The following is a 24,711-nucleotide window of genomic DNA, read 5'->3' on the forward strand; positions in this document are numbered from 1 at the left end:
TTACACTTCCTTTTTTTCTTGTTGTTGAATACACTCGCGGTAAAAGGCATTGTAGGCTTCCTGCACCGCAGTTAGCGAATATTCGCCGCTGTAGCTGATGGCGTTCAAATAAACACTTGGTTTTGCCTGTGAAAAGTAATCAACCAGGTTTACTTCAAACACGAGCTCGACTTCGTTCTTTGTTCGTTTGAGAATGCGCTCAATCCCTTTCTCGAAAATAAACGCTCTGCGGTGCATGCTTTGTATTTTCCCTTGCGGGAACATAAGCACCAGGTTGTTTTTGTTCTCAAGTAATTCGGCAGCATAATTCAGCGATTCCACCACTGAGCGGTCGGATTTCCGAACCGAGAAACCACCAGTGTATTTGAAAAACCAGTTCTTTTTGAGCTGTTCCTCAAGCATCATAAAATGAAATTTACGCCGAAATTTTTGTTGGTTGAGGTGCAGTGCCCAGATTCCGTCCCACCAACTGGTGTGGTTGCATATCAGCAAAATCGGTTTGCCCCGGTCTTCAACATTAGAACTGATTACAAGCTTGTGGAAAGATCTTTTCATTTTCCGGATGACGTACCACCGAAAAAACGGGTCAATAATGGCATTATGTTTTGCTTTAATGATCACGGCCTGTTCAGTATAAAAAGTAATACAATAAAGAACAGGGTCTGGCAGCTTAAAATTACGGGTGCCAGTCGGTTTTTAACAGGTATTCCCGAAAACCGGAGTATTCCCGAAAGCAGGATTGCAAGCACGAACCAGGCGATATAATTCTGTGCGGGAACCTCATTGTTTTGCCAGCTCCACATCTCGATAAGAGGCGCGGCCTGTTCGAGGATAAGATCGTAAACTACCAGAACTAAACCGGCCAGTACAATTACTAAGAATCGATTGGCCACAAATCGTTCAAATACTGAATTGGCTGCGTAAACCAGCAATAACCAGTTCACCCCGATAATAAGCGGCGTATCCAATAGTTTAGGTCCAAGTCCACTTCCATAAGTATAAGGTCCAAAAATCAATTTGGTATTTACCCCGATCACTTCAACGCCAAAACCGATCAGGTAGATGACGCCAAAAACAGCCAGTGCTTTTTCGGAATAAGAGTGATGAAAAAAGGCCATTGCAACGGTGCTCAGCAAAAGTGCAAGCGGAGTTAGCTTTGTAAAAATGGGGTAAGTTGCAGGTAGCGACAAACCAAGAATACCAACCCCATAAAACACCACAAAAAAGAGCGCCACTTTGTTAAAATGGAGGTTGAGGTAAGCCGCTATTTTTTCGAATTGCTGTTGCAAGGGTCAGTAGAGTTTTTTTAGTTTTTCAATAAGCAGAAGATTAAACAAAATCATGCTAAACGCATACGCAAAATCTTCAACCGGTATAGTAAAAATACGAAATCCAAGGTTATGATCATTGTTATACCAAACTACTTCTCCATTTATAAATGAGCCTGTGAGAATACCATTTACGATAAGAAATGGGATAAGAATGACTAAAAAAGTGAGGTAAAAAGACCTTAAAGCGCGCGAACGGATCCACAACGCAATACTCAAAACGACGGCCAGTTTGGTGAAGATATAGAAGGTGTAACTTCTTTCGGTATTCAGGAGAAGTAATACTAAACTCATCGCAATTAAAAGCGTGGTGAGTGTGTTATTGAATTTGCGACTTAATTTTACCTGCGGGAAATATTCAAGAATTGATTCGTGCAGAAAGATGCTGGCGTAAGGAACAACGATAAAAAACAGCACTTCTTCGATTGGTAAATGAAAAAGGTAAACGCCCGACAGGTAGTCAGGATTAAATCCCCAATAATTCATTTTAGTAAAATACACATCCACGGCAATGTAAAGTGCAGCTACGGCAAAGATGGATGGCCAGACATATTTCCACGATTTATAAAACTGAAGCCGCTTATCGAAACTCAGTGACAAGGGAACAATTCCGGTAATCAGTAAAAGCAGGAAATATAGCGACATTTATTTCTTTAAAAATCGAGGTTGAAAAATAAGCAAACCATAGTTATTGAAATCCTTCACATTTTTGCCACGGTGATGTGCCAGGTGAGCCTTGATAACGGCTTGCAGGTATTTGCTTTTCGGATGGGTGAGAAAAGGTATTTTCAGCCGCTGGTGGATCATTACATCATGAATGGTGAAGTAAGTCAACCCATACAGTGAAATCCCAATTCCGACAGCTATTAGCTCCGAAATTGAAGAATACAACCCGAGCACTAAAAGAACGATGGCAGGAATCGCGTAAACCAGGAAAAAGTAATCATTCTTTTCAAATCCCGGATTGTACAGTTCGGTTTGCGATGCATTTTTCTTGTGATCGTTTACATGATGATCGGCATGCCATTTCCACAAAAAACCATGCATGACGAATTTGTGATTTGACCATGCAACAAATTCCATGAAGGCAAAAGACACGATAACCAGTATGATATTTACAATCATTTATTTAAATGTTGATGTACTCTATTTACAATCTTAAGGAACCAAACGGTGTAATATTCAGGGTGCTTGATAATGTCCTTTTTAAGCTCATCGTAAGTTACATATTTCCAGCTTACTACTTCATCTGTGTTTATTTCAGGCTGTTCGTCACTGAATCCGATAAACACGTGATCGAGTTCGTACTCGGTAAGTTCGTTGTCGAGCGCTTCTTTATAAATGAAATGAAACATCTCGGATAGTTCGGCGGTCATTCCCATTTCTTCTTTGAGGCGTCTCCTGGCTGTTTCCAGGCTACTTTCGCCGGGTCGTGGATGACTACAGCATGTGTTCGTCCATAATCCGTTAGAGTGGTATTTGCTAAAAGCGCGTTGTTGCAAAAGCCATTCTCCTTTGTGGTTCACAATGAAAACAGAAACCGCCCGGTGTAAAATCGCATTTCGGTGAGCTTCCATTTTTTCCATGACACCCGTTTCCAGGTCATTTTCATCAACCAGTATGACTTGTTCTGTTATCATAAAATATTGAATTTTCCAAGTACTACAGCCTTTACCATTAACGACATCTTTACTGAATTTGGAACACTAATCCTTTGTTCTTTGATTTTTCTGGATGGTGTTACCTTCAATTTTAAAAGTAATTTTTGATAATAAAGGTACGCAAGTAATACAGCTATTCTGGCATCACTTGGCAATTGTTTTATTCCTTGATAGGCAGAGGCAAAATCACTTTCGATTTCGGAAATAATGAGCAGCTTCATCTCCTCGGTAAATTCTTCGTTTTGGAGCTGGTGAAAATAGCTTCTTCCCAATTCTTCCGAGTCGCATTTTATGTCGCGCAAGAAATTTACTTTCTGAAAGGCAGAACCCAGGCGCATGGCCGGTTCCCTTAGGCGATCGAACATTTCATTGTCGCCACGGGTAAAAACTTTTAAACACATCAATCCAACCACATCGGCTGACCCGTAAATATAACCGTCGGTCTCCTTTTTATCTGTGTAGACTTTCTTGTGCAAATCGCTGCGCATACTTGCTAAAAAAGCTTCAATGTATTCGTATGGAATTTGGTATTTGTGAACAACCATTTGAAAGGAGTGCAAAATCGGATTTAAACTGATTTGGTTTTGCAGTGCATTTTCGAGGTCGGCCTCCAGCTTATCGAGTAATAATTCCTTATCGTATTGATGAAAAGTATCCACAATTTCGTCAGCCAGGCGAACGAAGCCATAGATGGCATAAATAGCATCACGCATTTCTTTCTTCATCATTCTGGTTGCCAGAGAAAAAGAGGTGCTGTAACTCGAAGTTACCACATGCGAAATTTTAAAGGAAGTAATGTCAAACAGCTCCATTTTCGGTCTTCATTACAAGTGAATACTATTCCGGTAATTTGTTAAGAAGGCCTGAATACCTTATCTAACTTAAATTCATCATTCTAACCATTTAAATAGTTTTTTGTTCAATAAAACAACTAAAAAGATAAACATTAATTATTGCTATTCAAACTTTATGTCAGCAAAAAACTCCGGACGGTGATAATCGGGTGTTTCCGTTTTTATCGGGTTCCAGCTTACAAAATGTGGTTCCGTAGTTTCGTCGCCACACTTGTAAAAGTTGGCTTTTGCCCGGAGACCGTCCAAGGTGTTTAGATTATCAAAAGCAAAACAGGTAATTGGGATTCGTACCATCATTTCCCAGCTGAAATCGCCTTGTTTTTCTTCAAAAGGCTGATTTCCCAAACTCGATTTTATCTCGATTTTTTCGGCCGTTTCCGGATCTACGGGCAGGCGGTTGCCGCGCCCCGGGCCATAACCGATATGGATGGTGCCAATGCAACTGAATTCAAAATTATAGTAGTTGTCATCATTCAAGGCGATGAAAAATTCAACCGTGCTGTCTTTGTACACATCGCCGTTCGTGCGGGTTTCCAATCCCCTGATGTATTTTTCGCGAACATAAAATTTCAACCATATCTCGTCATCGCTATGGGCTATTCTGAACTTTAAATCTGGTTTATAAGGGTAGTCAGGCCAGTTTATTGTTTCTATTTTTTCGAGTTGGCCATTTTCTTCAAGCAGGTTAGCGGCTTTTTCAAGCTGAATAGTTTTGTCGCTTGCTATTTTAGGTATTATTAGTTTCTGCATTAATTGTTTTTTACGTTTAGAAACAAATATAATAAACCTCGCAGCAGATTCGCCGATTTTCGCGAAGGCTTTTTATATTTGAGGTTCTTTTGGTTTTTCATTTTTTAGATGAAGGTCAAAAAAATGAAACGGCTTTCTGAAACAGATGCATGGAGGAACTTGAATTTATAATAGCGCTGACTGATCATCGTTTTTTGGGAAAGGTTTTTCAGCCTTTTCTGATCAGGCGACGTGAGAAATTTTATTCGGTAGTTCGCCTGGTGAAACCACATGATTTCGATACAGGCGATTACCAATGGAAACCTTACGAGCAGGAGCTGGTCAAAATCATCGAAAAATACAGCGACGAGCGCCTCTTAAAACGTTTTTCGCGTGCAGGAAGTGTATCCAACTTTTATGCTTCCATCGATACCGGAGTGTACGAACGGCAGGTGATCCCGTTCATCGAAAGTGCCATGATGGAAGTGGTTTCGATACTGATGCTGAGCCCTGTTCGCCTGCTGCTTAAAGAAAGCAAATACGCGAATTTGTACGACGAGGACGAAATAACCGTACCTCCAATATTTGCACGACCCGAATTTCATTTTGAACGTACGGAATTGCAAACGCGTTACCAACTGAAATTGTACTTGGAAGGCAAGGAATTGTTGATTTCAAACCAAACCTGCACCATTGTCACCAACGATCCGTGTTTGTTGTTGTACCGTAGACAGTTGCTGGCTTTTGAAAAACTGAATGCCAAAAAGCTGCTGCCGTTTTTCGAGAAGGATTTTGTTTCGGTACCCAACACCATCGAGGATAAATATTATTCGGGTTTTGTATTGAAAACCATTCGCGATTTTGATGTAAAAGCCAGTGGTTTTCAGATCAGGGAGGAAGCTGCAGCTAAATTTGCTGAACTTACCCTTGAAAGCAACCTTCAGTCGCAACCGATACTTGTCCTTCGTTTTTATTACGGACAGGAAAGCTTTCTGCCGAATGCCCAAAAGCAGACGGCCGTAAGTATGAGAAAGCTTGGAAAAACCTTTGAGTTTTCGAAGACAAAGCGCGATTTAGGATGGGAACAGTCGGTGCTCGGTGATTTGCAGAAAATTGGATTGAAGGAAGACAATGGCGTTTTTGCAATAAACGGGATGGAAGTTCTGGAAACGCAAAACGCCCTGTATTTTCTATTGGATTGGCTTAGTCAACACCGCACCGAGCTGGAGAAAAGAGATATTCGCATAAAACAGGAAAACACCGACAAGATATATTTTACGGGGAGCCGGCAACTCGAAATTAAGACTCAAACCAAAGGCGATTGGTTTGATGTGTATGCGGTGGTTCGTTTTGGCGAGTTTCTGATTCCTTTTATCAAACTGAAAAAGTACATCCTTAACGACATTCGCGAATTTGAGTTACCCAATGGCGAAATTGCCGTGCTGCCCGATGAGTGGTTTGCCCGCTATCGGGGGCTGCTACCATTTGGGAAGGACCACGGTAAAAACATTCGTTTCGAGAAACACCATTTTACCCTGGTGCAGGATGCCATCCAGGAAGTTGATAAAGAAGTACGGCTGAAATACCTGGAGCTGGTGAATGCCGAACAGGATGAAATCGTGGTTCCGTCGAATTTAAAGGCCAGATTGCGCGCCTATCAGAAAGATGGATTTCAATGGATGTACGGTCTGTATAAAAACGGAATGGGTGCCTGTTTGGCCGATGATATGGGGTTGGGAAAGACCTTGCAGACGCTCACATTGCTGCTCAAACTGAAAAGAAAAAAGCAGGGAATAATCGTACCCGATCCGGTTGGAAAGGGTGGACAGCTCGATATGTTTTCGAAGATCGATGCAGCTGAGGACGAAGCCGTTCAACCTGCCAGTCTGATCGTAGTTCCCACTTCGCTGGTGCACAACTGGCACAACGAGATCGAAAAGTTTACGCCTTCGCTAAAAACGTTTATATATTTCGGAACTCAGCGGAAAAAGGTAGAGGATATTTATAAGATACTGGGGTATTACGACGTGATCATTACCACTTACGGCACCGTGCGAAACGACCTGGAATTGTTAGCCGGAAAAGAGTTTTTCTACCTGATCCTGGATGAAAGCCAGTCGATTAAAAATTCAGGGTCGAAAACCTACAAAGCGCTGATGCGGATGAAAGCTCGCCACAAGTTGGTGATAACAGGAACACCGATTGAGAATTCACTATCGGATTTGTGGTCGCAAATGAATTTTCTGAATCCCGGATTGTTGGGGAGCCTGGCCTTTTTTAAACGTGCTTTTATCACTCCCATCGAAAAGCACGCGAACGAAGAACAACAGGATAAACTGCAGCTGATGATCCGCCCGTTTGTGCTGCGCAGGACAAAAGGTGAAGTAGCCCGCGATCTTCCGCCTTTGATGGAAGAAGTACGTATTTGCCCCATGGTTGGCGAACAGCAACACCTGTACGATAAAGAGAAATCGGTGATCAGAAATACCATTCTTTCGGCCATTGAAAAGGACGGCGTGAATAAATCGCAGTTCGTGGTTTTGCAGGGACTGACGCGTTTGCGGCAACTGGCCAATCATCCGTCGTTGTTTGAGAAGGATGCCGAAGAAGGCCCGGGAAAGTACGACGAGGTGTTTCGAATGTTGCACAACCTGGTGGCGGAAAAACACAAGGTATTGATTTTTTCGTCGTTTGTTACGCATCTCGAACTCATTGAAGAGGGAATTAAAAAGGAAAAGTGGAACTACTCGAAGCTGACCGGGAAAACTACGAATCGCGAGCAGGTGATCAGTCAGTTTCAGGAAGATGAGAACAACCGTATATTTCTTATCTCGTTAAAAGCCGGCGGGGTAGGACTTAACCTTACCGAGGCTGATTATGTTTTTATCCTCGATCCCTGGTGGAACCCGGCGGCTGAAAACCAGGCAGTAAACCGCGCACACCGCATTGGGCAGGACAAACATGTGTTTGTGTACCGTTTTATCACTGAAAACTCCATCGAGGAAAAAATTCAAAAACTGAAGGAGCGCAAAAGTTCACTGGCTGATAAGTTTATCAATTCAAACGATCCGTTCCAGCAGATTTCGCAGGAAGAAATTGTGGAGTTATTCCGCTAGAAAAACGTGAATTACATTTTCGTTTTTACACATTCAGTTTATTGGCCATTTTTTGAGCCTTTAACGCCAATTCTGTTGCCAGAAAGCAATGTGCCTGCGACATTGCTGTTTCGGTGCGGTTAACCACATCGTTTACCAGCTGCTCGCCATAAGGCAAATACACATTTTTGCAATTCATGTACTGTACTTCCTTTTTATTGACCAGGAAGAGATGATCTCCACCTTCACGGCCTGCAATATCCACGTACTTTCGCATTTCGATGTATCCCTCAGTTCCCAGGATGAACACTCTTCCGTCGCCCCAGGTCGGCAAACCCTCGGGCGTAAACCAGTCGATACGAATGTATCCCGTGGCGTGCGGACTTCGAACGCTCATATCGCCAAAGTCCTGGTAGTTGGGATAATCGCTGGTATTAAAGTTGCCAATTTGCGAAAAGTTTACTTCGGCTTCTTTCGAATTGGTGTAAAATAAAAACTGATCGCACTGATGCGAGCCAATATCCGTTAAAATTCCACCTGCTTTTTCGGGATCAAAAAACCAGTCGGGGCGTGTTTGCGGCCGCATTCGGTGAGGACCCAATCCAACGGTTTGAACTACCTTGCCGATTGCTCCTGCCTGAACAAGATCGCCGGCCTTTACCGATGCCCGGTTGGTCAAACGTTCGCTGTAGGTAATAGAGAAAATTCGATTGGTTTCCTTTTGAACTTTTTTAACCTCCCTGAACTGCTCGATAGTAGTTATCCCCGGTTTGTCGGTCATATAATCTTTCCCGGCTTTCATGGCACGAACCCCCAAAGGTGCCCTTTCAGAAGGAATTCCGGCGCTTGCAATCAGTTGAATAGTAGTGTCCTTGAGGATCTCCTCTTCGCTTTGTGTAATTTTTGCATCCGGATAAAGCCGTGTGAAATTTGGGAGCAATTCTTTTTCGCGCGAATAAACAGCAACCAGTTCACCGCCACCTCCCAAAAGTGCATTCACCATTCCATAAATATGACCATGGTTAATTCCAATTACCGAAAAGCGGATGGAATTTTTAGGTGGTGTGCGTTTTTCCGGTTTTAAAATTATCTCTTTGGGTGTATTCGACCCATTTAGGTCATTTGCGAAAAGATCAGAAGGTAAAAATGAAGCGGCTGAAATTCCTGCAGCCGATGCCAATGATTGTCTGAAAAAGTTACGTCTGTTGTAGTTCATTGTCAAGTTTGTTAGGTTGCTTTAAAGGACTAGTAAACATACATTATTTTTATTCATGGTGACAATATTTCACAAAAAATGTCAAATAAACAGTCTGGGGTATCGTGTTTATGTCATTCTTGCACAGTTGTTTAGGTGGTATATTGTTTGCTTTTGTATTAGTGTGAAATTGAATAAGATGTCTAACAAAAAAATGGAGGATTTAATCATGACACTACCAAGATTATTTAACAATGATTATTCATCATTTCCTTCGTTGTTCGACAAATTTTTTGAAGGAAACATGATGGATTGGAACACCTGGAATTATGCAGGGACAAATTCAACTTTGCCGGCTGTTAACGTTGCCGAAAATAAAGATGAATATAAAATTGATGTAGCTGCTCCGGGGATGACCAAGGGAGATTTTAAACTGAATTACGAAAATGGAAGACTGACCATCACTTCGGAAAAGAAAAATGAGAAAGAAGAAAAAGATGGCGATGTGGTCACACGCCGCGAATTCAGCTATAAGTCCTTCCAACGTTCGTTCACAGTTCCCGAAAGTATTGTAAATGCCGATAAAATTTCGGCAAAGTACGACAACGGTATTCTTCACGTCACTTTACCAAAACGCGAAGAAGTAAAACCGAAACCTGCTAAAGAAATTAAAATTTCATAAGGTAAAAAAGGAGTGAATTTTTCACTCCTTTTGTTTTTTATTCCCTCAAAACTCAATTCACAAAAATTAGCTGATTTTATTTCATTATAAAATACCTCTTTATATTCTGTAACTCCCGTATGTTAAGTATCTTAAGAATATGTTGAAGAACAGAATTTGGATTTTACGAAAGTTACTTATGTACATTACTGCATAATTGACAGCGTTTTACGACTGTTCGAATTTTGCTGAAAAATCACCTCAGTTGATAAATTGAAAGAAAAAGCGCCAAAAAACTTACAATTTAATATTGTTAAAACGACGCAATTCGCAGATAAAAATAAATTTGTGCCTTTCATTTTAAAAACCAACAAAATGTCTGAAGTTTTAAAACTAATCCTAACCGGAATGGGGACCGTTTTTTTTATTCTCATCATGGTCGTGATTCTTGGGAAAATCATCATTCGAATTACCAATATGCTAGCTCCTGCTATACAGGTTGCTACAACTTCTAAACAAAGTTCAGCGGAAATTGAACCGGCCAAACTTGCTGCTATTGTATCGGCAGTTGAAACTGTAACCCGTGGTAAAGGAAAGGTGACCTTTATTGAAAAACTAAGTGAATAGACTAAAAACCCAATAAAAACTATAAAAATTGACTGAAATGAAGAGAGAGATTAAATTTAGTTTGCTGTACCGCGACATGTGGCAATCGTCGGGGAAATATGTTCCCCGGGTTGAGCAATTGGAAAAAGTAGCACCGGCAATTATTGATATGGGGTGTTTCGACAGGGTCGAAACCAATGGTGGTGGTTTTGAGCAAATCAACCTTCTTTTTGGCGAAAATCCAAATATCGCCAACCGACGCTGGACACAACCGTTTAACGATGTAGGAATTCAAACCCACATGCTCGAGCGCGCGTTGAATGCTATTCGTATGAGCCCGGTGCCCGCCGATGTACGCAAGCTCATGTTTAAAGTAAAAAAATTACAGGGTACTGATATTGCCCGTTCGTTCTGCGGACTGAACGATCCGAGAAACCTTGAAAATTCGATCAGGTTTGCCAAAGAAGGCGGAATGATTTCGCAGGCATCCTTGAGTCTTACCATTTCGGAGGTGCACACGGTAGAATATTATACCAATCTGGCCGAACAACTCATTGAAATGGGGGCCGATGAAATTTGTGTTAAGGACATGGCCGGTATTGGTCGTCCTGCATTCATTGGAAAAATCATAAAGAATATCAAGACTGCACATCCTGAAACTGTTGTTCAGTATCATGGTCACTCAGGACCTGGTTTTTCAATGGCCAGTATTTTGGAAGCTGCCCGTGCCGGTGTTGATTATGTTGACGTGGCCATGGAACCTCTTTCGTGGGGAACCGGTCATGCTGATGTTCTGGCGGTTCAGGGAATGTTGAAAGATGCCGGATTTGCCGTGAAAGACATCAATATGAAAGCTTACATGGAAGTACGCTCGTTGACACAGGAATTTATCGATGATTTTCTGGGTTACTACATCAACCCAAAAAACCGACAGATGAACTCGCTGTTGATCGGTTCGGGATTACCCGGCGGAATGATGGGCAGTTTAATGGCCGACCTTGGTTCTAATCTCGAAAGCCTTAATAAGTGGCTGACAAAACGCAATAAGCTTACTTTAACACAGGATGAACTGTTGATCAAACTTTTTGAAGAAGTAGAATATATCTGGCCAAAACTTGGTTATCCGCCACTGGTTACACCTTTTAGTCAGTATGTTAAAAACCTTGCCTTGATGAATGTTCTTCAGTTGATTAAGGGCCGCGAACGCTGGAGTATGATCGCTGATAATATTTGGGACATGATCATTGGAAAATCGGGTAAATTACCCGGAGAACTGGCTCCTGAAATTATTGAACTGGCCAAGTCGAATGGTAAAGAATTTTATACCGGTGTTCCGCAGGATCTTTATCCTGACAGCCTCGATATTTTCAAACAGGAAATGAAAGAGAATAACTGGGATTTCGGTCAGGATGACGAGGAATTGATGGAGTTGGCAATGCACCCGGAACAGTACCGTGCGTACAAATCGGGTAAGGCAAAAGCTGATTTCGAAGCTGACCTTGCAGCCAAGAAAGCTGCCAAAGCACCAAAACCTGCGAAAGTGGAAGTTCCAGCCGGATCGTTTGAACCAAAATCGATGATCATTGATGTGAACGGTGAGAAATTCAAAGTAGGCGTTAGTTATGGCGACATTGTTAATGCTCCATCCGCAAATGGTAACGGCAAACCGAAAGAGGAGGCAACTCCTGTGGCAGCCAGCGGAAATGCAACGGTTGAAGTATTGTCGCCACTCGAAGGAAAATTCATGCTGACAAAAGATAACACGGAAACTCCGATTAAAGTAGGCGATACCGTGAAGGAAGGTGACGTGGTTTGTTACATCGAATCGATGAAAACATACAACGCCGTTGTAGCCGAAAAAGACGGAAAAGTTGTTGGAATAGCAAAGGCGAACGGCGACAGTGTGGAAGAAGATGATGTTTTGGTACAACTGGCTTAAAATAATCCTATGGACATATTAAGAGAACTGTTTAACATGACAGCTTTAAGCGCCATTACCTGGCAAACGCTGATCATGTGGGCCATAGGTTTTGTCTTACTTTACCTCGGAATTAAAAAAGGCTACGAGCCTTTGCTGCTGGTACCGATCGCTTTCGGCGTGTTGCTGGCCAATTTTCCCGGTGGACAAATGGGAGTTGTAGATGCCAAACTGATTGAACTGGAAGGGCATCGCTACATGAACCTGTTTGAGATCGCGCATGAATACGGTATCATGAATTACCTGTATTATTCGTTGATAAAAACCGGGCTTTTACCTCCGATAATTTTTATGGGAGTTGGTGTTCTTACCGACTTTGGCCCGATGTTGCGAAACCTGAAACTGGCGTTTTTTGGCGCCGCTGCCCAGATCGGTATTTTTACCATTCTGGCCGGAGCAATAGCAGTAGGTTTTACACCCAAGGAAGCGGCTTCGCTCGGAATTATTGGTGGTGCCGATGGCCCGACTGCGATTTACACAACCATAAAACTGGCCCCACACCTGCTCGGACCAATTGCAATTGCAGCCTATTCGTACATGGCGCTGGTGCCGGTGATTATTCCGCTGGTAGCACGTTTGCTGATCACGAAAAAGGAATTTGCGATCAATATGAAGGAGATGGATAAATTGTATCCGCCAAAATACGAGATCAAAAACCTTAAAGCAGCGAAGATCATTTTCCCGATTGCATTGGGAACTTTATCAGCAGTGATGGTTCCTTCATCGGTTCCGCTACTCGGAATGCTCTTGTTTGGTAACCTGATCAAGGAAATTGGTTCTTCTACCAGTCGACTTGCCGATGCTGCGCAGGGACCGATCATGAATACGGCGACCATCTTTTTGGGACTCACTGTAGGTGCGACCATGACTTCGGAAGTGTTTTTAACGAAAAAGACCATCGGAATTGTGGTTGGAGGTTTTGTTGCTTTTGCGATATCAATTGCCGGAGGAATTCTGGCTGTTAAGATCTTTAATGCATTCTCGAAAAAGAAAATCAATCCACTGGTTGGAGCTACAGGTTTGAGTGCTGTGCCAATGGCATCGCGTGTGGCCAACGAACTGGCATTGAAATACGATAAAAAGAATCACATTCTGCAATATTGCATGGCGAGCAATATTTCCGGAGTAATTGGTTCCGCAGTGGCGGCAGGTGTGTTGATTTCATTTCTGCTGTAACACTGAATTTTTAGTTATATAAATGAGAAATGGGATAACCGCAAGGTCATCCCATTTTCTATTCTCAGTAGTTGATAACTACCGATTGCTGTTTACTATTCAATAACTATTCAATTGTAATTTCGTCGGCAAATAACCAGGCCGCTTTTCCTTCGCCGGCATGTCCTTTTGGGCAGGTTCCCAGGTTTTTCAAGGTCACACGAACGTAGCGTGCCGAAGTTTTCTTTTTAACTTCGAGATCTTGTATTTGAGTTTTCGAATTGCTTGGGCTCACTTTGTTTTTAACCCGGCCTAATTGTTTAAAATTCTGACCGTCATTCGAAGTTTCCACGATCATTTCACCAGGGTAGAAAATCCAGGCTCCATAATTTTGCAGGGTACCTACATTTACCGTCGAGAATGATTTTGTTTCGCCCAAATCAACTGTTGCTACCATGTCGTCGCCGTTGAAACCTTTCCAGTTTCCATCGCTGTGATTTATGCTGCCTTTTATCCCGTCAACAAGGGCCAGATCTCCGCCTGCATTGTAATATTTGCTGTTTGGATATTTCAGGCTTACAGGGCAGGCAATGGCTTTGTGGATGAAGAAGGGGGTAGCCAAAGCTTTCGACATTGGTTTCCCGTTTTTAACAACCACGGCTTTTACTGTACTGGTACTGGTTATTTCGAAAGGTCCTGTATATTTTGTTGAATTTATGCCAGGTTCGCTACCGTCTGTGGTGTATCGTATCTCAGGTTGCCAGGCTTCTGTAGACAATTTAACCTTAATGATTTTCTTGTCGATATTCAACTCCGGATCAGCAGAAACCTGGAAAGCACTGGTGGCATAATTTATACCCAGTTTATCAAAACGTTTGTACTGACTTTCCAGGCGTTTTGAGAAATCGCCCCAGTCGCGCGATTCTTTTGTCGACCACAATACTTCAGCAAGTGCAGTCATACGCGGCATTACCATGTATTCGGCATGTTCTCCGGTTGGAACGTATTCGGTCCAGAGATTGGCTTGTCCACCCAAAATATGTTTAGCTTCTTCGGCGCTTAATTCTTCAGGAACAGGTTCAAAACCATAAACTTTCTTCAAGGTGATATGTCCGCTGAAAGCCTGAGGCTCCAAAGAACGATCGCCTTGATAATAGTCGAAATAGCAGTGCGAGGCCGGCGACATAACAACATCGTGACCCAATTTTGCTGCTTTTGTTCCGGGAGCCGAACCGCGCCACGACATAATGGTTGCCGACGGGTTCAAACCACCTTCCAGAATTTCGTCCCAGCCAATTAACTGACGTCCGTAGTTGTTCAGAAATTTCTCAATTCGTTTAATGAAATAAGCCTGCAGCTCGTGTTCATCGGCCAGGTGTTCGTCTTTCATACGCTGCTGGCAAAGTTCACATTTTTCCCATTCTGTTTTCGTGGCTTCGTCGCCACCAATGTGGATGTAACGCGAAGGGAAAAGGTCCATAACTTCACTTAATACATCTTCCAGAAAGTTGAAAGTTTCTTCTTTGCCGGCGCAGTAAATGTGCGTGATAGGCCAGATACCGCCGGGAGGAACAGGAATGTATTCTCCGGTGCATGAATATTCAGGATAAGCCGCCAAAGCTGACATAACGTGGGCCGGCATTTCAATTTCAGGAATTACGGTAACATGCTTTTTTTGTGCGTAAGCAACTACCGATTGTATTTCTTCCTGGGTGTAAAAACCACCGTATTTTGATTCACTTTCCTTAACAGGTTCTTTTCTTGCTTGCCAGTCGAGGTCTTCACGATCGGCACGCCAGGCGCCAACTTGAGTAAGTTTCGGATATTTTTTTATTTCGATCCTCCAACCCTGATCATCAACCAAATGCCAGTGGAAAACATTCATTTTGTGAAGTGCAATGTAGTCGATGTACTTGTAAATGAATTCAACGGGCAGAAAGTGCCTCGACACATCGAGGTGCATTCCACGCCAGCTAAAACGCGGAGAATCGGTAATATCGCCACCGGAAAGTGTTTTCCCGTCGGCAGCAGTAAACATCTGCCAAATGGTTTGCACCCCGTAATATAAACCTGCCGTGGTGTTGGCATTCAAAAACACGCGGTCGTTTCTTATCTCCAGTTGATAACCTTCAGTTCCGATTTGTTCGTTATACGGCTGGTTCAATTGTAGCGTAATGTTTCCTTCCAATGTATTGCTGTTCGGACTCTGAACTTTCAGGTTCAGCCCGCTTGCATCAGCAATTAGCTGAACAGCCATTTCCGCCAGCACTTTTTCGTCTTCATTATTTTGATCGAAAAGTAACCGGGTGGAGCTATTCAAGGTAAAGTTGCCATCGTGCTTTTCAAAGCTAACCGGCTTTGGAATTACATCAATGGTTTGTGCGAATACTGCTGCATTAACCAGCAGTAGCGCCAATAATAAAATCTGTTTTCTCATTGCTAATAATTTCTCTCAAAAACTTTAAAATATGGGTTCAATCGTAAATCCAAATTCATAGTCCTGTGCCGAAAGCGAATATTCTTTATACGGACGGGCACCCCATGAGTTATCGCCGGCAACACCCATTTGTTTCAGGTCGGTGGTAATAAACACACCGTCGCGTTTTACTATGTCGTTGGTATGACGATAATCCTGCATGTCTTCCATATCGAAATCCTCGATTGGGTTGTGCAGCGCAGAGAAGCCTATTGGAGCATCTCCGGTTACACGCAACCCAAAACCATTTTCGTTTCTTAATTCAAACCAGCGAACATCGCTTTTATTGCCATTCTCTTGCGGGCGAACGTATTTAAAATACTGGTCGGCAACTTTACTGTCGTAGATTCCAACAAACGCACTGCGGTTTCTGTCGATGTAATTTTCCTGTGGTCCGCGGCCGTAATATTCCAGATTGTCGAAATTCACCGGCATTTCCCAACGCATGCCAAAACGTGGCAGGTCAGGCACTTTTTCTCCGTTGATTTTTATCGAAGAATTTACTTTGATTTTTCCGTCGTTTGAAACGGTATAAGTTACTTCCTGTTTTGCATCCACCTGGTCGAACGAATAGTTGACAGTGATGAGAACTTCCTTACCCGAAATCAGCTCTGACGAAATTCCAGCCGGCTTCACTTCGCGTGAAACTTCGCGCCAGATTCCCAGACGGTCCAACATTCTGCTGCCTTTGTCGTTGTCGTTTGCCGGACGCCAGAAATTAACCTGTGGCCCGCTTTTTATCAGTTCAACACCGTTGATCACGTACGAAGAAATTCTTCCGCTGGTTTTGTCAAACGTCAACTCGAAGTTTTCGCCTTCAATTACGATGTTGTTCTCTACTTCTTTCGTTTTTAATTCGATGTGATTACCTTCTGAAAAAGGAGCTTTGTAATTACCTTCTAATTTGAATTGCTCGTGTGCCACCTCAAAACCGGCAGGACGAAAAGGTTTAGCCTTTTTCAGTTTCACCGAGAAATCAACAAAACGTTCAATGCCCGGCAATAATGCCATTTGTGGAACAGGGAACACGAGTACCTTGCTTTCGCCTGGTTTCAGGTTGATGTTTTCGAATGTGCCACCGAACTTTTTAACGCCGTTATCAGAAATCGTCCATGAGATTTCGTAATCGCTCAGGTCGATGAAATCGTGGTAGTTGGTCACTTTAAAACCTTCATCTGTTTTGCTGAACAACACATACTGGTAAGCATATTTTACTTCCCACATGGCAGGGTGAGGTGTGTAATCGGCCGAGATAATACCATTGCACACAAAGTTATTGTCGCTTGGCATGTTTTCGCCATAATCGCCACCATAAGCCCAAAACTCAGTTCCGTCGTCAGCTTTTTTTACCAGGGCCTGGTCGATCCAGTCCCAGATGTATCCACCTTGCAGCTGGTCGTTTCGGTCTTCGTTGAAAACATCCCAAAGATCGGCCAGGTTTCCGTTGCTGTTTCCCATGGCGTGCGAATATTCGCTGGAGATAAACGGTTTCGGTTTCTTTTCCTTTTTGTAATTCAATAGCGACTGAACACCTGGATATTGCGGACAATAAATGTCGGTGTTTTCACCCATAATCGCACGCTCGTAATGAATTGGGCGCGAAGGATCACGTTCCTTTATCGCTTTGTAAACTTCGCTGAATACAACGCCATCGCCGGCTTCGTTACCCATCGACCAAACGATAACACAAGGGTGGTTTTTGTCGCGTTCAACCATGCGCATATTCCGATCCACGTGTGCGGCTGTCCATTCCGGTTTTTTCGCCAGTGAATGTTCACCATAATACATCCCGTGCGATTCGATGTTTGCTTCGTTGGTTACATAGAGGCCGTATTCGTCGCAAAGGTCGTAAAAGCGCTCGTCGTTAGGGTAGTGGCTGGTGCGCACCGCGTTAATGTTGAATTGCTTCATTAATGCGATCTCTTTGATCATGGCTTCTTCGCTGATCACATGGCCGGTGTATTGGTCGTGTTCGTGGCGGTTAACACCTTTAATCGCTACCGGTACACCGTTGATGTAGAAAATGGCATCGATGATCTCGATTTTGCGGAAACCGATTTTTGCGCTGACAACCTCGGTTGTTTCGCCATCCGTATTTTTCAAACTGATTACCAGTGAATACAGGTTTGGTGTTTCAGCGGTCCATTTTAACGGATTTTCTATTTCTTTTGAAAAATTGAGTTGGAGATTTTCTTTATTATTGATTTTGGCCTCCTGCTCATCTTCAGCAATTAAACCGCCTTTTGTATCAAAAATCTGGTATTGCACCGTGTAATTGCCCGAACGCAATTTTGATACCTGGTTTTTCAGATCAACATCAAGGCTGAGCAGGCCGTTTTTATAGTCTGAATCGAGATCGGCTTTGGCAAAGAAGTCGCGCACGCGAACTTTCGGAGTAGAGTAGATGTACACATCGCGCTCTATTCCGCTGATGCGCCAGAAATCCTGGCATTCGAGGTACGAACCATCCGACCAGCGATACACTTCTGCGGCTACAACATTTTCGCCTGCTTTCAAATACCTGGTGATGTCCCATTCTGCAGGAGTTTTACTTCCCTGGCTGTAGCCTACTTTTTGCCCGTTTATCCACAGGTAGAAAGCCGATTTTACAGCGCCAAACTGAATAAAAACCTGGCGGCCATCCCATGATTCCGGAACTGTAAATGTCCTTCGGTACGAACCTACAGGATTATAATCGTGAGGTACCTGGCCCGGATGGGCCGGATAAAGATCCTCGATGAATTCTATTTCGTCGGAAATAGGTGCTTTGTGATCGGCAAACTCATACTGATGGTTTACATAGATCGGAACACCATAGCCTTCCAGTTCCCAGTTCGAAGGGACCTGAATGTCATCCCAGCTTGAAACGTCGTAGTTAGGCTGGTAAAAATCAACCGGACGATCGGCAGGTTTACGCACCCAGTTAAATTTCCAGGTACCACTTAGGGTTTGGTAAAATACCGATTGGTGATTTTTTTGAGTTAATGCCTCGTCGATAGTTCGGAATGGCATTAAAGTGGCATGTGGTTTTTCTTTGTTCAGATCGAAAACTGCGGGATTTTCCCAGTCGTAGTTGGCTTGCTGCGCAGAAATATTCAGCGAAAAAACAAGCACGATTAGTTGGATGATGTATTTCATAGGTTTTAAAAATATTACAAAAGTACGTATTTCTTGTTTTATTATTTTGCAAAGATAGGAATTCTGTTTTGACAAGCTTAATTACGAATACGAATTTTGAATAAATATTGATAAGGATTAGTGGTTCAGTTTTGTCATTACGGAAACTTGCGATATTGTTATAGGTTATGTAAACTTGTAACGATTCAAATAAGCTAAACAGTATTGATAAACCATGACAAAAACCTTAAAGATTCTTTTATTGAGTGTTTCATTTGTTTTGGTAAGTGCCAAAGGTTTTACTCAGAATTATCCGTCGAGTATCGATACTGCTTTCCAAAGCTTTTCGCAACGACCACCTGCAGAGAAGCTGTATTTACAAACCGACAGGGATTCTTATTCGACAGGAGGAATCCTTTGGTTTAAAGGTTACCTGGTGAGCGCATCGGGTAATTTGCCTACAGCCTTGAGCCGTTTCATATATGTTGAACTTTACGACCAGTCTGACAAGCTGGTTTGCCGAAAAAAAATAAAGAAAATTGATGGCATTTTCAGTGGGAATATCAAGCTCGACAAAGAGCTGCCTGAAGGAAGTTATTTTGTAAGGGCTTATTCAACCTGGATGTTAAATTCCGGACTCGATTTTGTTTTCCACAAAGCCATTTTTGTTGGAGATTTGATGGCACAACGAATAAACGCTCAAATTAAGGTAGTTAGAAACGAATCGGGTAAAAAGTCTGTTATACTAAGTTTTCACGATAAAAACGGAGAGCCCGTTGAAAGTACTAAAATAAATTGCGAGGTATATTCAGCAAATGCTAAAATTCAGGAACTAAAAAGGCAGACGGATGGAAATGGTCAGATAAGATTTGATATTGCACAGAAGAATGACAGCTCTGCCTGTCGGTTTGTCGAGGTCACGTTTCAGGACAGTCCGGTCGAGTATAACACAAAATTTGAAATTGATACCGATAGCGATGACGTCGATATTCAGTTCTTTCCTGAAGGGGGAGAATTGCTGCAGGGAGTTGGAAACCGTATAGCATTTAAGGCCATCGGAAATGATGGTTATTCAAAAGAAGTTAGCGGAACTGTTTTGAATAGCACAAATGATACCTTAGCTACTTTTAGAAGTCAGCACCTTGGCATGGGTTCGTTTTACTTAATTCCCCGGGAAGGGGAGAACTATCACGCGGTAATTAAAGACAAGTACGATAATACATTTAGTGTTGACTTACCGGAGCCCATTTCAGGAGGAGCCGCCTTAACCATCGCTCAAAACCGTTATTCTGTGCTGCTGAATATCAGGAAACAGAATGTTGAGGCCGTTGGTGCTTATTTTTTACTGGCCCATTCCGGCGAGAAACTACTTTTCGCAGAAAAGCTTACAAAGACCTTCTATAAAATTCCAAATGAAAACCTTTCGGAGGGTATTGTTCATTTTGTGTTATTGAACGAGCAAAAGGAAGCCATATCAAGCAGGTTGGTGTTTATTAAAAAAGAAACAAAACCAAATTTGTTGGTTCAGCCTGATAAAGAAAATTACAAACGCCGGGAGAAAATTTCACTGGCCGTTTCATTTGAGCAATACGATGAGTTACCACGTCAGGGTGATTTTTCGATTGCAGTTACCGACGATTTGGTTGTGGATATCGATTCGTTGAGCAATAATATTTGTTCCGGTCTCTTATTGTGTTCCGATTTAAAGGGCTACATCGAAAAACCTGGTTTTTATTTTTTGAACGATGCCGACAGTACAAATTTTTACCTCGATCTGGTAATGCTTACTCATGGTTGGGAGCGCTTTAATATTAACGATGTATTGAAAGAGAATTTACCAAAACCCGAGCATTACCTTGAATTGGGACAAACCATTTCGGGGAAATATGAAAAAAGACTGCTTCAAAGAAATAAAACAACTGAGATAACTGCATTGTCGTTTGATCCGGTAATCTCGGCATCGGCGACTGCAGAGGAAAATGGTAATTTTTTGTTTAACGAACTGGACTTTCCCGACAGCACAACTTTTACTGTGCATGCACAACGTTATACCAATGTGAAACAGGAACCTGCCGGAATAATTACCTTCGATAAGGATACATTTCCTCCATTCATGCATAAGAGAATTGGGCCTGAAAAACAGAATCGAATTGAAGAGGAGACCCTGAAAAATGCAACAGAAAGGATGTATTATGAAGACGGAGGAAGGATGATCTTTCTGGACGAAGTTAAGGTTAGGGCAGCGGATAAAACAAATCGCGAGCTGGAAATAAAATATGGGATGTCGGGAAATGTTTACGATGCGGAAAGTATTGCAAGAAAGTTTCCGGTGTCTCAATCGATGGATATTGTTATTCGCACTTTTCCCGGAGTTGCCAATATTGATAACGGTGAGATTTATTTAACCAGAGGGAAAGGCCCCGCCGAATTATACATTGATGGCATGGAACTTACTTTCGAAGATCTTAGAGGTTTGTATTCAGAGGATATAGCACATATTGCCGTTATTGTTGGGCCGGGTGCAGCGGTTTATAGCAGGCGTAGCGGTGGCGATGGTGGTGTAGTTATCATTAACCTGAAAGAAGGCGCCCAATTCGAATATAAATTGAAAGGCATTGGAAAAATTACTCCTTTGGGGTATCAGAAGCCCGTTGAGTTTTATGTGCCTAAATATGAAGTTGATTCCGTTCGAATGTCAATTCAGCCCGATATGCGTGCAACGGTTTACTGGGATCCAAAAGTAAAACTGGGAACGGAAGACGTAACAACAATCAGCTTTTACGCTGCCGATCCGGAAACCACTTATACCTACATTATTGAAGGAACAACAAATTGGGGAGAGGTTTGCCGCTTTGTGGGGAAAATCAGAAGAAAAGAAAAGTGATAAAAATCTTTAGTTTTTATTTCAAATTTAATGCAGGGCTGACGTAATTGTAAATTCGCTTCTTCTAAGATTTTACGTTCCATTTATAACGTTCCGATTAGTTTGTTACAAGCCCTTTTATTTGCGAAATTTGAAATATATATCTATTTTCGTGCACGTACACGGAAATCAGTTACAGTAAATAATAATCACAATCTAAGCAACAACAATGGAACTAGGAAAATACAGTTTTGGAGTGGGCGACCGCTTCAATCACGAAGGCGAAGCTCAACTCAGTGCACTCATCACTGCCACTTCTGAGGGAGTGGAAATTACACCCGTTTGGAACAAATCGAATCGCGAACACCAGATTGTTCATTCAGTACCTGAAGGTACCCGAATTGAAGCAGATGCTGCTGTGAAAAAATTAGGTTGGGAAGGCCCGTATTGTGTTGATGCCGACCATATCAACCTTTCCAATGTTGATCGCTTTATCGAACACTGCGATTTTTTCACCCTGGATGTAGCCATGTATATTGGTAACGACAGCTCAGCTGAAGATGTGGCTGCTTTTAAAAAGTCGTGCGAAGTATTTGGCGGTAAGGTCGAGATTCCGGGAATTGATGAACCGATTGTTGTTACCGATGAACTTTTAAACGAAGTTGCCAAGAAATTTCTTGCTGCCGTAAAAGAGGCAGGAAAAATATACAGTCATATTGAAGCCGCTAAAGGCAAAGGCAATTTCGTAACCGAAGTTTCAATGGACGAAGTGGAGTCGCCACAAACTCCGGTGGATATGTTCTTTATCCTGAAAATGATTGCCGACGAAAAAATTCCGGCTCAAACCATCGCACCTAAGTTTACAGGTCGTTTTAATAAAGGTGTTGATTATGTTGGCGATGCAGTTCAGTTTGCCAAAGAATTTGAACAGGATCTGATGGTGATTGATTATGCCGTTAAAAACTTTGGACTGCCTGCCGACCTGAAACTGAGTGTTCACTCGGGTTCCGATAAATTCACCATTTACCCGATCATGGCCGAGATCATTCAAAAGCATGATAAAGGACTTCATGTAAAAACCGCCGGAACTACCTGGCTGGAAGAAGTAATCGGTTTGGCGATTTCGGGTGACGAAGGTTTGGCAGTTGCCAAGGACATTTATAAAAAAGCTTTGAGCCGTAAAGACGAATTGTGCGGGCCTTATGCCGATGTAATCGATATCGACGACAGCAAGCTTCCTTCAGTTGAAGAAGTGGAAAGCTGGTCGGGCGAAAAATTCGGAAATACACTGCGTCATATTCCCGGACACCCGGATTATAACCCGAATTTCCGTCAGCTGATCCATGTGGGTTACAAAGTAGCTGCCGAACTGGGTGAAACTTACACCGACCTACTAAAAAAGAATGCTGAAGTAATTGGTGGCTGTGTAGAAGAGAACATTTACGAGCGTCATTTAAAAAGATTATTCAACCTATAATTAAAAAATAGCGGCCTTTGGTTTTTATATTTTTTGCCTGAAATTACCATTTGTCAGGTCGCAATTCCAAAAACAATTGACATGAAAGCATTTATGGATAAGGATTTTCTTTTGCAAACCGATGTTGCAAAGGAATTATACCATAATCATGCGGCTAAAATGCCGATTTTTGATTATCACTGTCACATCAATCCAAAAGAGATAGCCGAGGACAAGCAGTTCAATAATATAACCGAAATCTGGTTGTACGGCGACCATTACAAATGGCGTGGAATGCGCACCAACGGTGTTGATGAACGCTACATTACCGGCGATGCCAGCGACTGGGAGAAATTTGAAAAGTGGGCAGAAACAGTGCCGAATACATTGAGAAATCCACTGTATCACTGGACGCACCTGGAACTGAAACGTTTCTTTGGCGTTGAAAAACTGCTGAGCCCGGAAACCGCAAAAGAAATTTGGGATGAATGTAACGCTAAGTTACAGACACCTGAATATTCGTGTCGCGGCATTATTAAAATGGCGAATGTGCACACCATTTGTACAACGGACGATCCGATTGATTCACTGGAATATCACCGTGCCATTAAAGCCGATGGTTTTGAAACTAAAGTTCTTCCGGCATGGCGACCTGATAAAGCCATGGCAGTGGAAAATACCAAAGCGTACAACGAATACATCAATAAACTGGAAGAAGCTGCCAGCATGAATATTTCTTCGTTTGAAGATTTGATGGCTGCGCTGGATAATCGTCATCAGTTTTTCCACGACAACGGTTGTCGCTTGAGCGACCACGGACTTGAAACCATAATTGCCGAAGATTATTCAGCTGCTGAAATTGAGCAGGTATTTGCCAAGATCAGGGGAGGAGCAGATTTGGATAAAGCCGAAATCATGAAATTCCAGTCGGCCATGTTGTACGAATTTGGAATTATGGATCATTCGCGTGGTTGGACTCAACAATTTCATATTGGAGCATTGAGGAACAACAACACGCGCTTGTTCAATAAACTTGGTCCGGATACGGGTTTTGATTCAATCGGTGACTTTGAAATCGCCCGCCCTTTGTCGAAATTATTGAATCGACTTGATCTGGAAGACCGGCTCAGCAAGACCATTTTGTACAACCTTAATCCGCGCGACAACGAATTGATCGCCACGATGATCGGTAACTTTCAGGATGGTTCTGTTCCCGGGAAAATGCAGTTTGGATCGGGCTGGTGGTTCCTCGACCAGAAGGACGGAATGGAGAAACAGATGAATTCACTTTCAGCGCTTGGTCTTTTGAGTCGTTTTATTGGAATGTTAACGGATTCGAGAAGTTTTTTATCGTACACACGTCACGAATATTTCAGGAGAACACTTTGTAATTTAATAGGTAACGATGTAGAAAACGGGGAAATTCCTTACGATATGAATTTGTTGGGAAACATGGTTGAAAACATCAGTTTCAATAACGCAAAAGAGTATTTTAAGTTTTAGTAAATAAGCTTAGTCTGTTGACTGGTTAAAGCAC

General features: G+C 42.5%; 18 protein-coding genes. 8 read left to right on the forward strand and 10 right to left on the reverse strand.

Annotated features, from left to right (window positions below; genetic code table 11):
• From HFD85_RS15785 to HFD85_RS15815, 7 genes are all read right to left on the reverse strand, one after another.
• Entirely contained in the window at nucleotides 1-555 is a 555-nt protein-coding gene (locus HFD85_RS15785) for a lysophospholipid acyltransferase family protein (protein WP_167611994.1), read from the reverse strand.
• Between the two features lie 62 nt (nucleotides 556-617).
• Nucleotides 618-1,289: a carotenoid biosynthesis protein gene (locus tag HFD85_RS15790; RefSeq protein WP_167611997.1), complete on the reverse strand. Its 672-nt coding sequence runs from the start codon at nucleotides 1,287-1,289 to the stop codon at nucleotides 618-620.
• A gap of 3 nt (nucleotides 1,290-1,292) precedes the next feature.
• Nucleotides 1,293-1,973, reverse strand: a complete 681-nt coding sequence (locus HFD85_RS15795) for a lycopene cyclase domain-containing protein (protein ID WP_167612000.1) — start codon at nucleotides 1,971-1,973, stop codon at nucleotides 1,293-1,295.
• Complete coding sequence (locus HFD85_RS15800; RefSeq protein ID WP_167612002.1) at nucleotides 1,974-2,453, reverse strand: sterol desaturase family protein; 480 nt, start codon at nucleotides 2,451-2,453, stop codon at nucleotides 1,974-1,976.
• Nucleotides 2,450-2,968, reverse strand: a complete 519-nt coding sequence (gene idi, locus HFD85_RS15805) for an isopentenyl-diphosphate Delta-isomerase (RefSeq protein WP_167612005.1) — start codon at nucleotides 2,966-2,968, stop codon at nucleotides 2,450-2,452. Before idi ends, HFD85_RS15800 begins: the two co-directional genes overlap by 4 nt.
• Nucleotides 2,965-3,801: a phytoene/squalene synthase family protein gene (locus tag HFD85_RS15810; protein ID WP_167612007.1), complete on the reverse strand. Its 837-nt coding sequence runs from the start codon at nucleotides 3,799-3,801 to the stop codon at nucleotides 2,965-2,967. The genes idi and HFD85_RS15810 overlap by 4 nt, the downstream gene beginning before the upstream one ends.
• A gap of 144 nt (nucleotides 3,802-3,945) precedes the next feature.
• Nucleotides 3,946-4,593 carry a carbohydrate-binding family 9-like protein gene (locus tag HFD85_RS15815; protein ID WP_167612010.1) on the reverse strand — a complete coding sequence of 216 codons (648 nt, stop codon included), beginning with the start codon at nucleotides 4,591-4,593 and terminating at the stop codon, nucleotides 3,946-3,948.
• A 149-nt stretch (nucleotides 4,594-4,742) separates the two neighbouring features.
• Here HFD85_RS15815 and HFD85_RS15820 point away from each other — a divergent pair, with 149 nt between their 5' ends.
• On the forward strand, nucleotides 4,743-7,688 hold the full coding sequence (locus HFD85_RS15820) for a DEAD/DEAH box helicase (protein ID WP_167612013.1): 2,946 nt from the start codon (nucleotides 4,743-4,745) through the stop codon (nucleotides 7,686-7,688).
• A gap of 25 nt (nucleotides 7,689-7,713) precedes the next feature.
• Here HFD85_RS15820 and HFD85_RS15825 read toward each other — a convergent pair whose 3' ends face one another.
• On the reverse strand, nucleotides 7,714-8,883 hold the full coding sequence (locus tag HFD85_RS15825) for a Gfo/Idh/MocA family protein (protein WP_167612016.1): 1,170 nt from the start codon (nucleotides 8,881-8,883) through the stop codon (nucleotides 7,714-7,716).
• Between the two features lie 178 nt (nucleotides 8,884-9,061).
• Between HFD85_RS15825 and HFD85_RS15830 the strand changes: the two genes are divergently transcribed.
• From HFD85_RS15830 to HFD85_RS15845, 4 genes are all read left to right on the forward strand, one after another.
• Nucleotides 9,062-9,544 (forward strand): Hsp20/alpha crystallin family protein, encoded by a 483-nt coding sequence (locus tag HFD85_RS15830; protein ID WP_240925061.1) that lies wholly within the window; start codon nucleotides 9,062-9,064, stop codon nucleotides 9,542-9,544.
• A gap of 252 nt (nucleotides 9,545-9,796) precedes the next feature.
• Nucleotides 9,797-10,150, forward strand: a complete 354-nt coding sequence (locus HFD85_RS15835) for an OadG family protein (protein WP_206081995.1) — start codon at nucleotides 9,797-9,799, stop codon at nucleotides 10,148-10,150.
• A gap of 37 nt (nucleotides 10,151-10,187) precedes the next feature.
• Entirely contained in the window at nucleotides 10,188-12,068 is a 1,881-nt protein-coding gene (locus HFD85_RS15840; RefSeq protein WP_167612019.1) for a biotin/lipoyl-containing protein, read from the forward strand.
• 9 nt (nucleotides 12,069-12,077) lie between these two features.
• Nucleotides 12,078-13,283, forward strand: coding sequence for a sodium ion-translocating decarboxylase subunit beta (locus HFD85_RS15845; protein WP_167612021.1), 1,206 nt, complete (start codon nucleotides 12,078-12,080; stop codon nucleotides 13,281-13,283).
• A gap of 106 nt (nucleotides 13,284-13,389) precedes the next feature.
• On the opposite strand, the gene HFD85_RS15850 is transcribed toward HFD85_RS15845, so the two are convergent.
• Nucleotides 13,390-15,699, reverse strand: a complete 2,310-nt coding sequence (locus HFD85_RS15850) for a glycoside hydrolase family 20 protein (RefSeq protein ID WP_167612023.1) — start codon at nucleotides 15,697-15,699, stop codon at nucleotides 13,390-13,392.
• Between the two features lie 24 nt (nucleotides 15,700-15,723).
• The gene (gene lacZ / locus HFD85_RS15855) at nucleotides 15,724-18,876 is read right to left on the reverse strand and encodes a beta-galactosidase, LacZ type (protein WP_167612026.1); all 3,153 of its coding nucleotides are present in this window, start codon (nucleotides 18,874-18,876) and stop codon (nucleotides 15,724-15,726) included.
• A 214-nt stretch (nucleotides 18,877-19,090) separates the two neighbouring features.
• On the opposite strand from lacZ, the gene HFD85_RS15860 reads away from it, so the two are divergent.
• From HFD85_RS15860 to uxaC, 3 genes are all read left to right on the forward strand, one after another.
• Nucleotides 19,091-21,739: a hypothetical protein gene (locus tag HFD85_RS15860; protein ID WP_167612028.1), complete on the forward strand. Its 2,649-nt coding sequence runs from the start codon at nucleotides 19,091-19,093 to the stop codon at nucleotides 21,737-21,739.
• Between the two features lie 208 nt (nucleotides 21,740-21,947).
• Entirely contained in the window at nucleotides 21,948-23,195 is a 1,248-nt protein-coding gene (locus HFD85_RS15865) for a tagaturonate epimerase family protein (protein ID WP_167612031.1), read from the forward strand.
• Nucleotides 23,196-23,276: 81 nt separating this feature from the next.
• Nucleotides 23,277-24,677: a glucuronate isomerase gene (gene uxaC, locus HFD85_RS15870; protein ID WP_167612034.1), complete on the forward strand. Its 1,401-nt coding sequence runs from the start codon at nucleotides 23,277-23,279 to the stop codon at nucleotides 24,675-24,677.
• The last annotated feature ends 34 nt before the right edge of the window (nucleotides 24,678-24,711 follow it).

The organism is Maribellus sediminis, assembly GCF_011799805.1.
Taxonomy (GTDB): domain Bacteria; phylum Bacteroidota; class Bacteroidia; order Bacteroidales; family Prolixibacteraceae; genus Draconibacterium; species Draconibacterium sediminis_A.

Coding starts and splice junctions, on each gene's coding strand:
- HFD85_RS15840 (WP_167612019.1), top strand. CDS start 10,188: ATGAAGAGAGAGATTAAATTTAGTTTGCTGTACCGCGACATGTGGCAA.
- HFD85_RS15815 (WP_167612010.1), bottom strand. CDS start 4,593: ATGCAGAAACTAATAATACCTAAAATAGCAAGCGACAAAACTATTCAG.
- HFD85_RS15860 (WP_167612028.1), top strand. CDS start 19,091: ATGACAAAAACCTTAAAGATTCTTTTATTGAGTGTTTCATTTGTTTTG.
- HFD85_RS15865 (WP_167612031.1), top strand. CDS start 21,948: ATGGAACTAGGAAAATACAGTTTTGGAGTGGGCGACCGCTTCAATCAC.
- HFD85_RS15785 (WP_167611994.1), bottom strand. CDS start 555: ATGAAAAGATCTTTCCACAAGCTTGTAATCAGTTCTAATGTTGAAGAC.
- HFD85_RS15825 (WP_167612016.1), bottom strand. CDS start 8,883: ATGAACTACAACAGACGTAACTTTTTCAGACAATCATTGGCATCGGCT.
- HFD85_RS15830 (WP_240925061.1), top strand. CDS start 9,062: ATGTCTAACAAAAAAATGGAGGATTTAATCATGACACTACCAAGATTA.
- HFD85_RS15800 (WP_167612002.1), bottom strand. CDS start 2,453: ATGATTGTAAATATCATACTGGTTATCGTGTCTTTTGCCTTCATGGAA.
- HFD85_RS15845 (WP_167612021.1), top strand. CDS start 12,078: ATGGACATATTAAGAGAACTGTTTAACATGACAGCTTTAAGCGCCATT.
- HFD85_RS15810 (WP_167612007.1), bottom strand. CDS start 3,801: ATGGAGCTGTTTGACATTACTTCCTTTAAAATTTCGCATGTGGTAACT.
- lacZ (WP_167612026.1), bottom strand. CDS start 18,876: ATGAAATACATCATCCAACTAATCGTGCTTGTTTTTTCGCTGAATATT.
- HFD85_RS15850 (WP_167612023.1), bottom strand. CDS start 15,699: ATGAGAAAACAGATTTTATTATTGGCGCTACTGCTGGTTAATGCAGCA.
- HFD85_RS15795 (WP_167612000.1), bottom strand. CDS start 1,973: ATGTCGCTATATTTCCTGCTTTTACTGATTACCGGAATTGTTCCCTTG.
- idi (WP_167612005.1), bottom strand. CDS start 2,968: ATGATAACAGAACAAGTCATACTGGTTGATGAAAATGACCTGGAAACG.
- HFD85_RS15820 (WP_167612013.1), top strand. CDS start 4,743: ATGGAGGAACTTGAATTTATAATAGCGCTGACTGATCATCGTTTTTTG.
- uxaC (WP_167612034.1), top strand. CDS start 23,277: ATGAAAGCATTTATGGATAAGGATTTTCTTTTGCAAACCGATGTTGCA.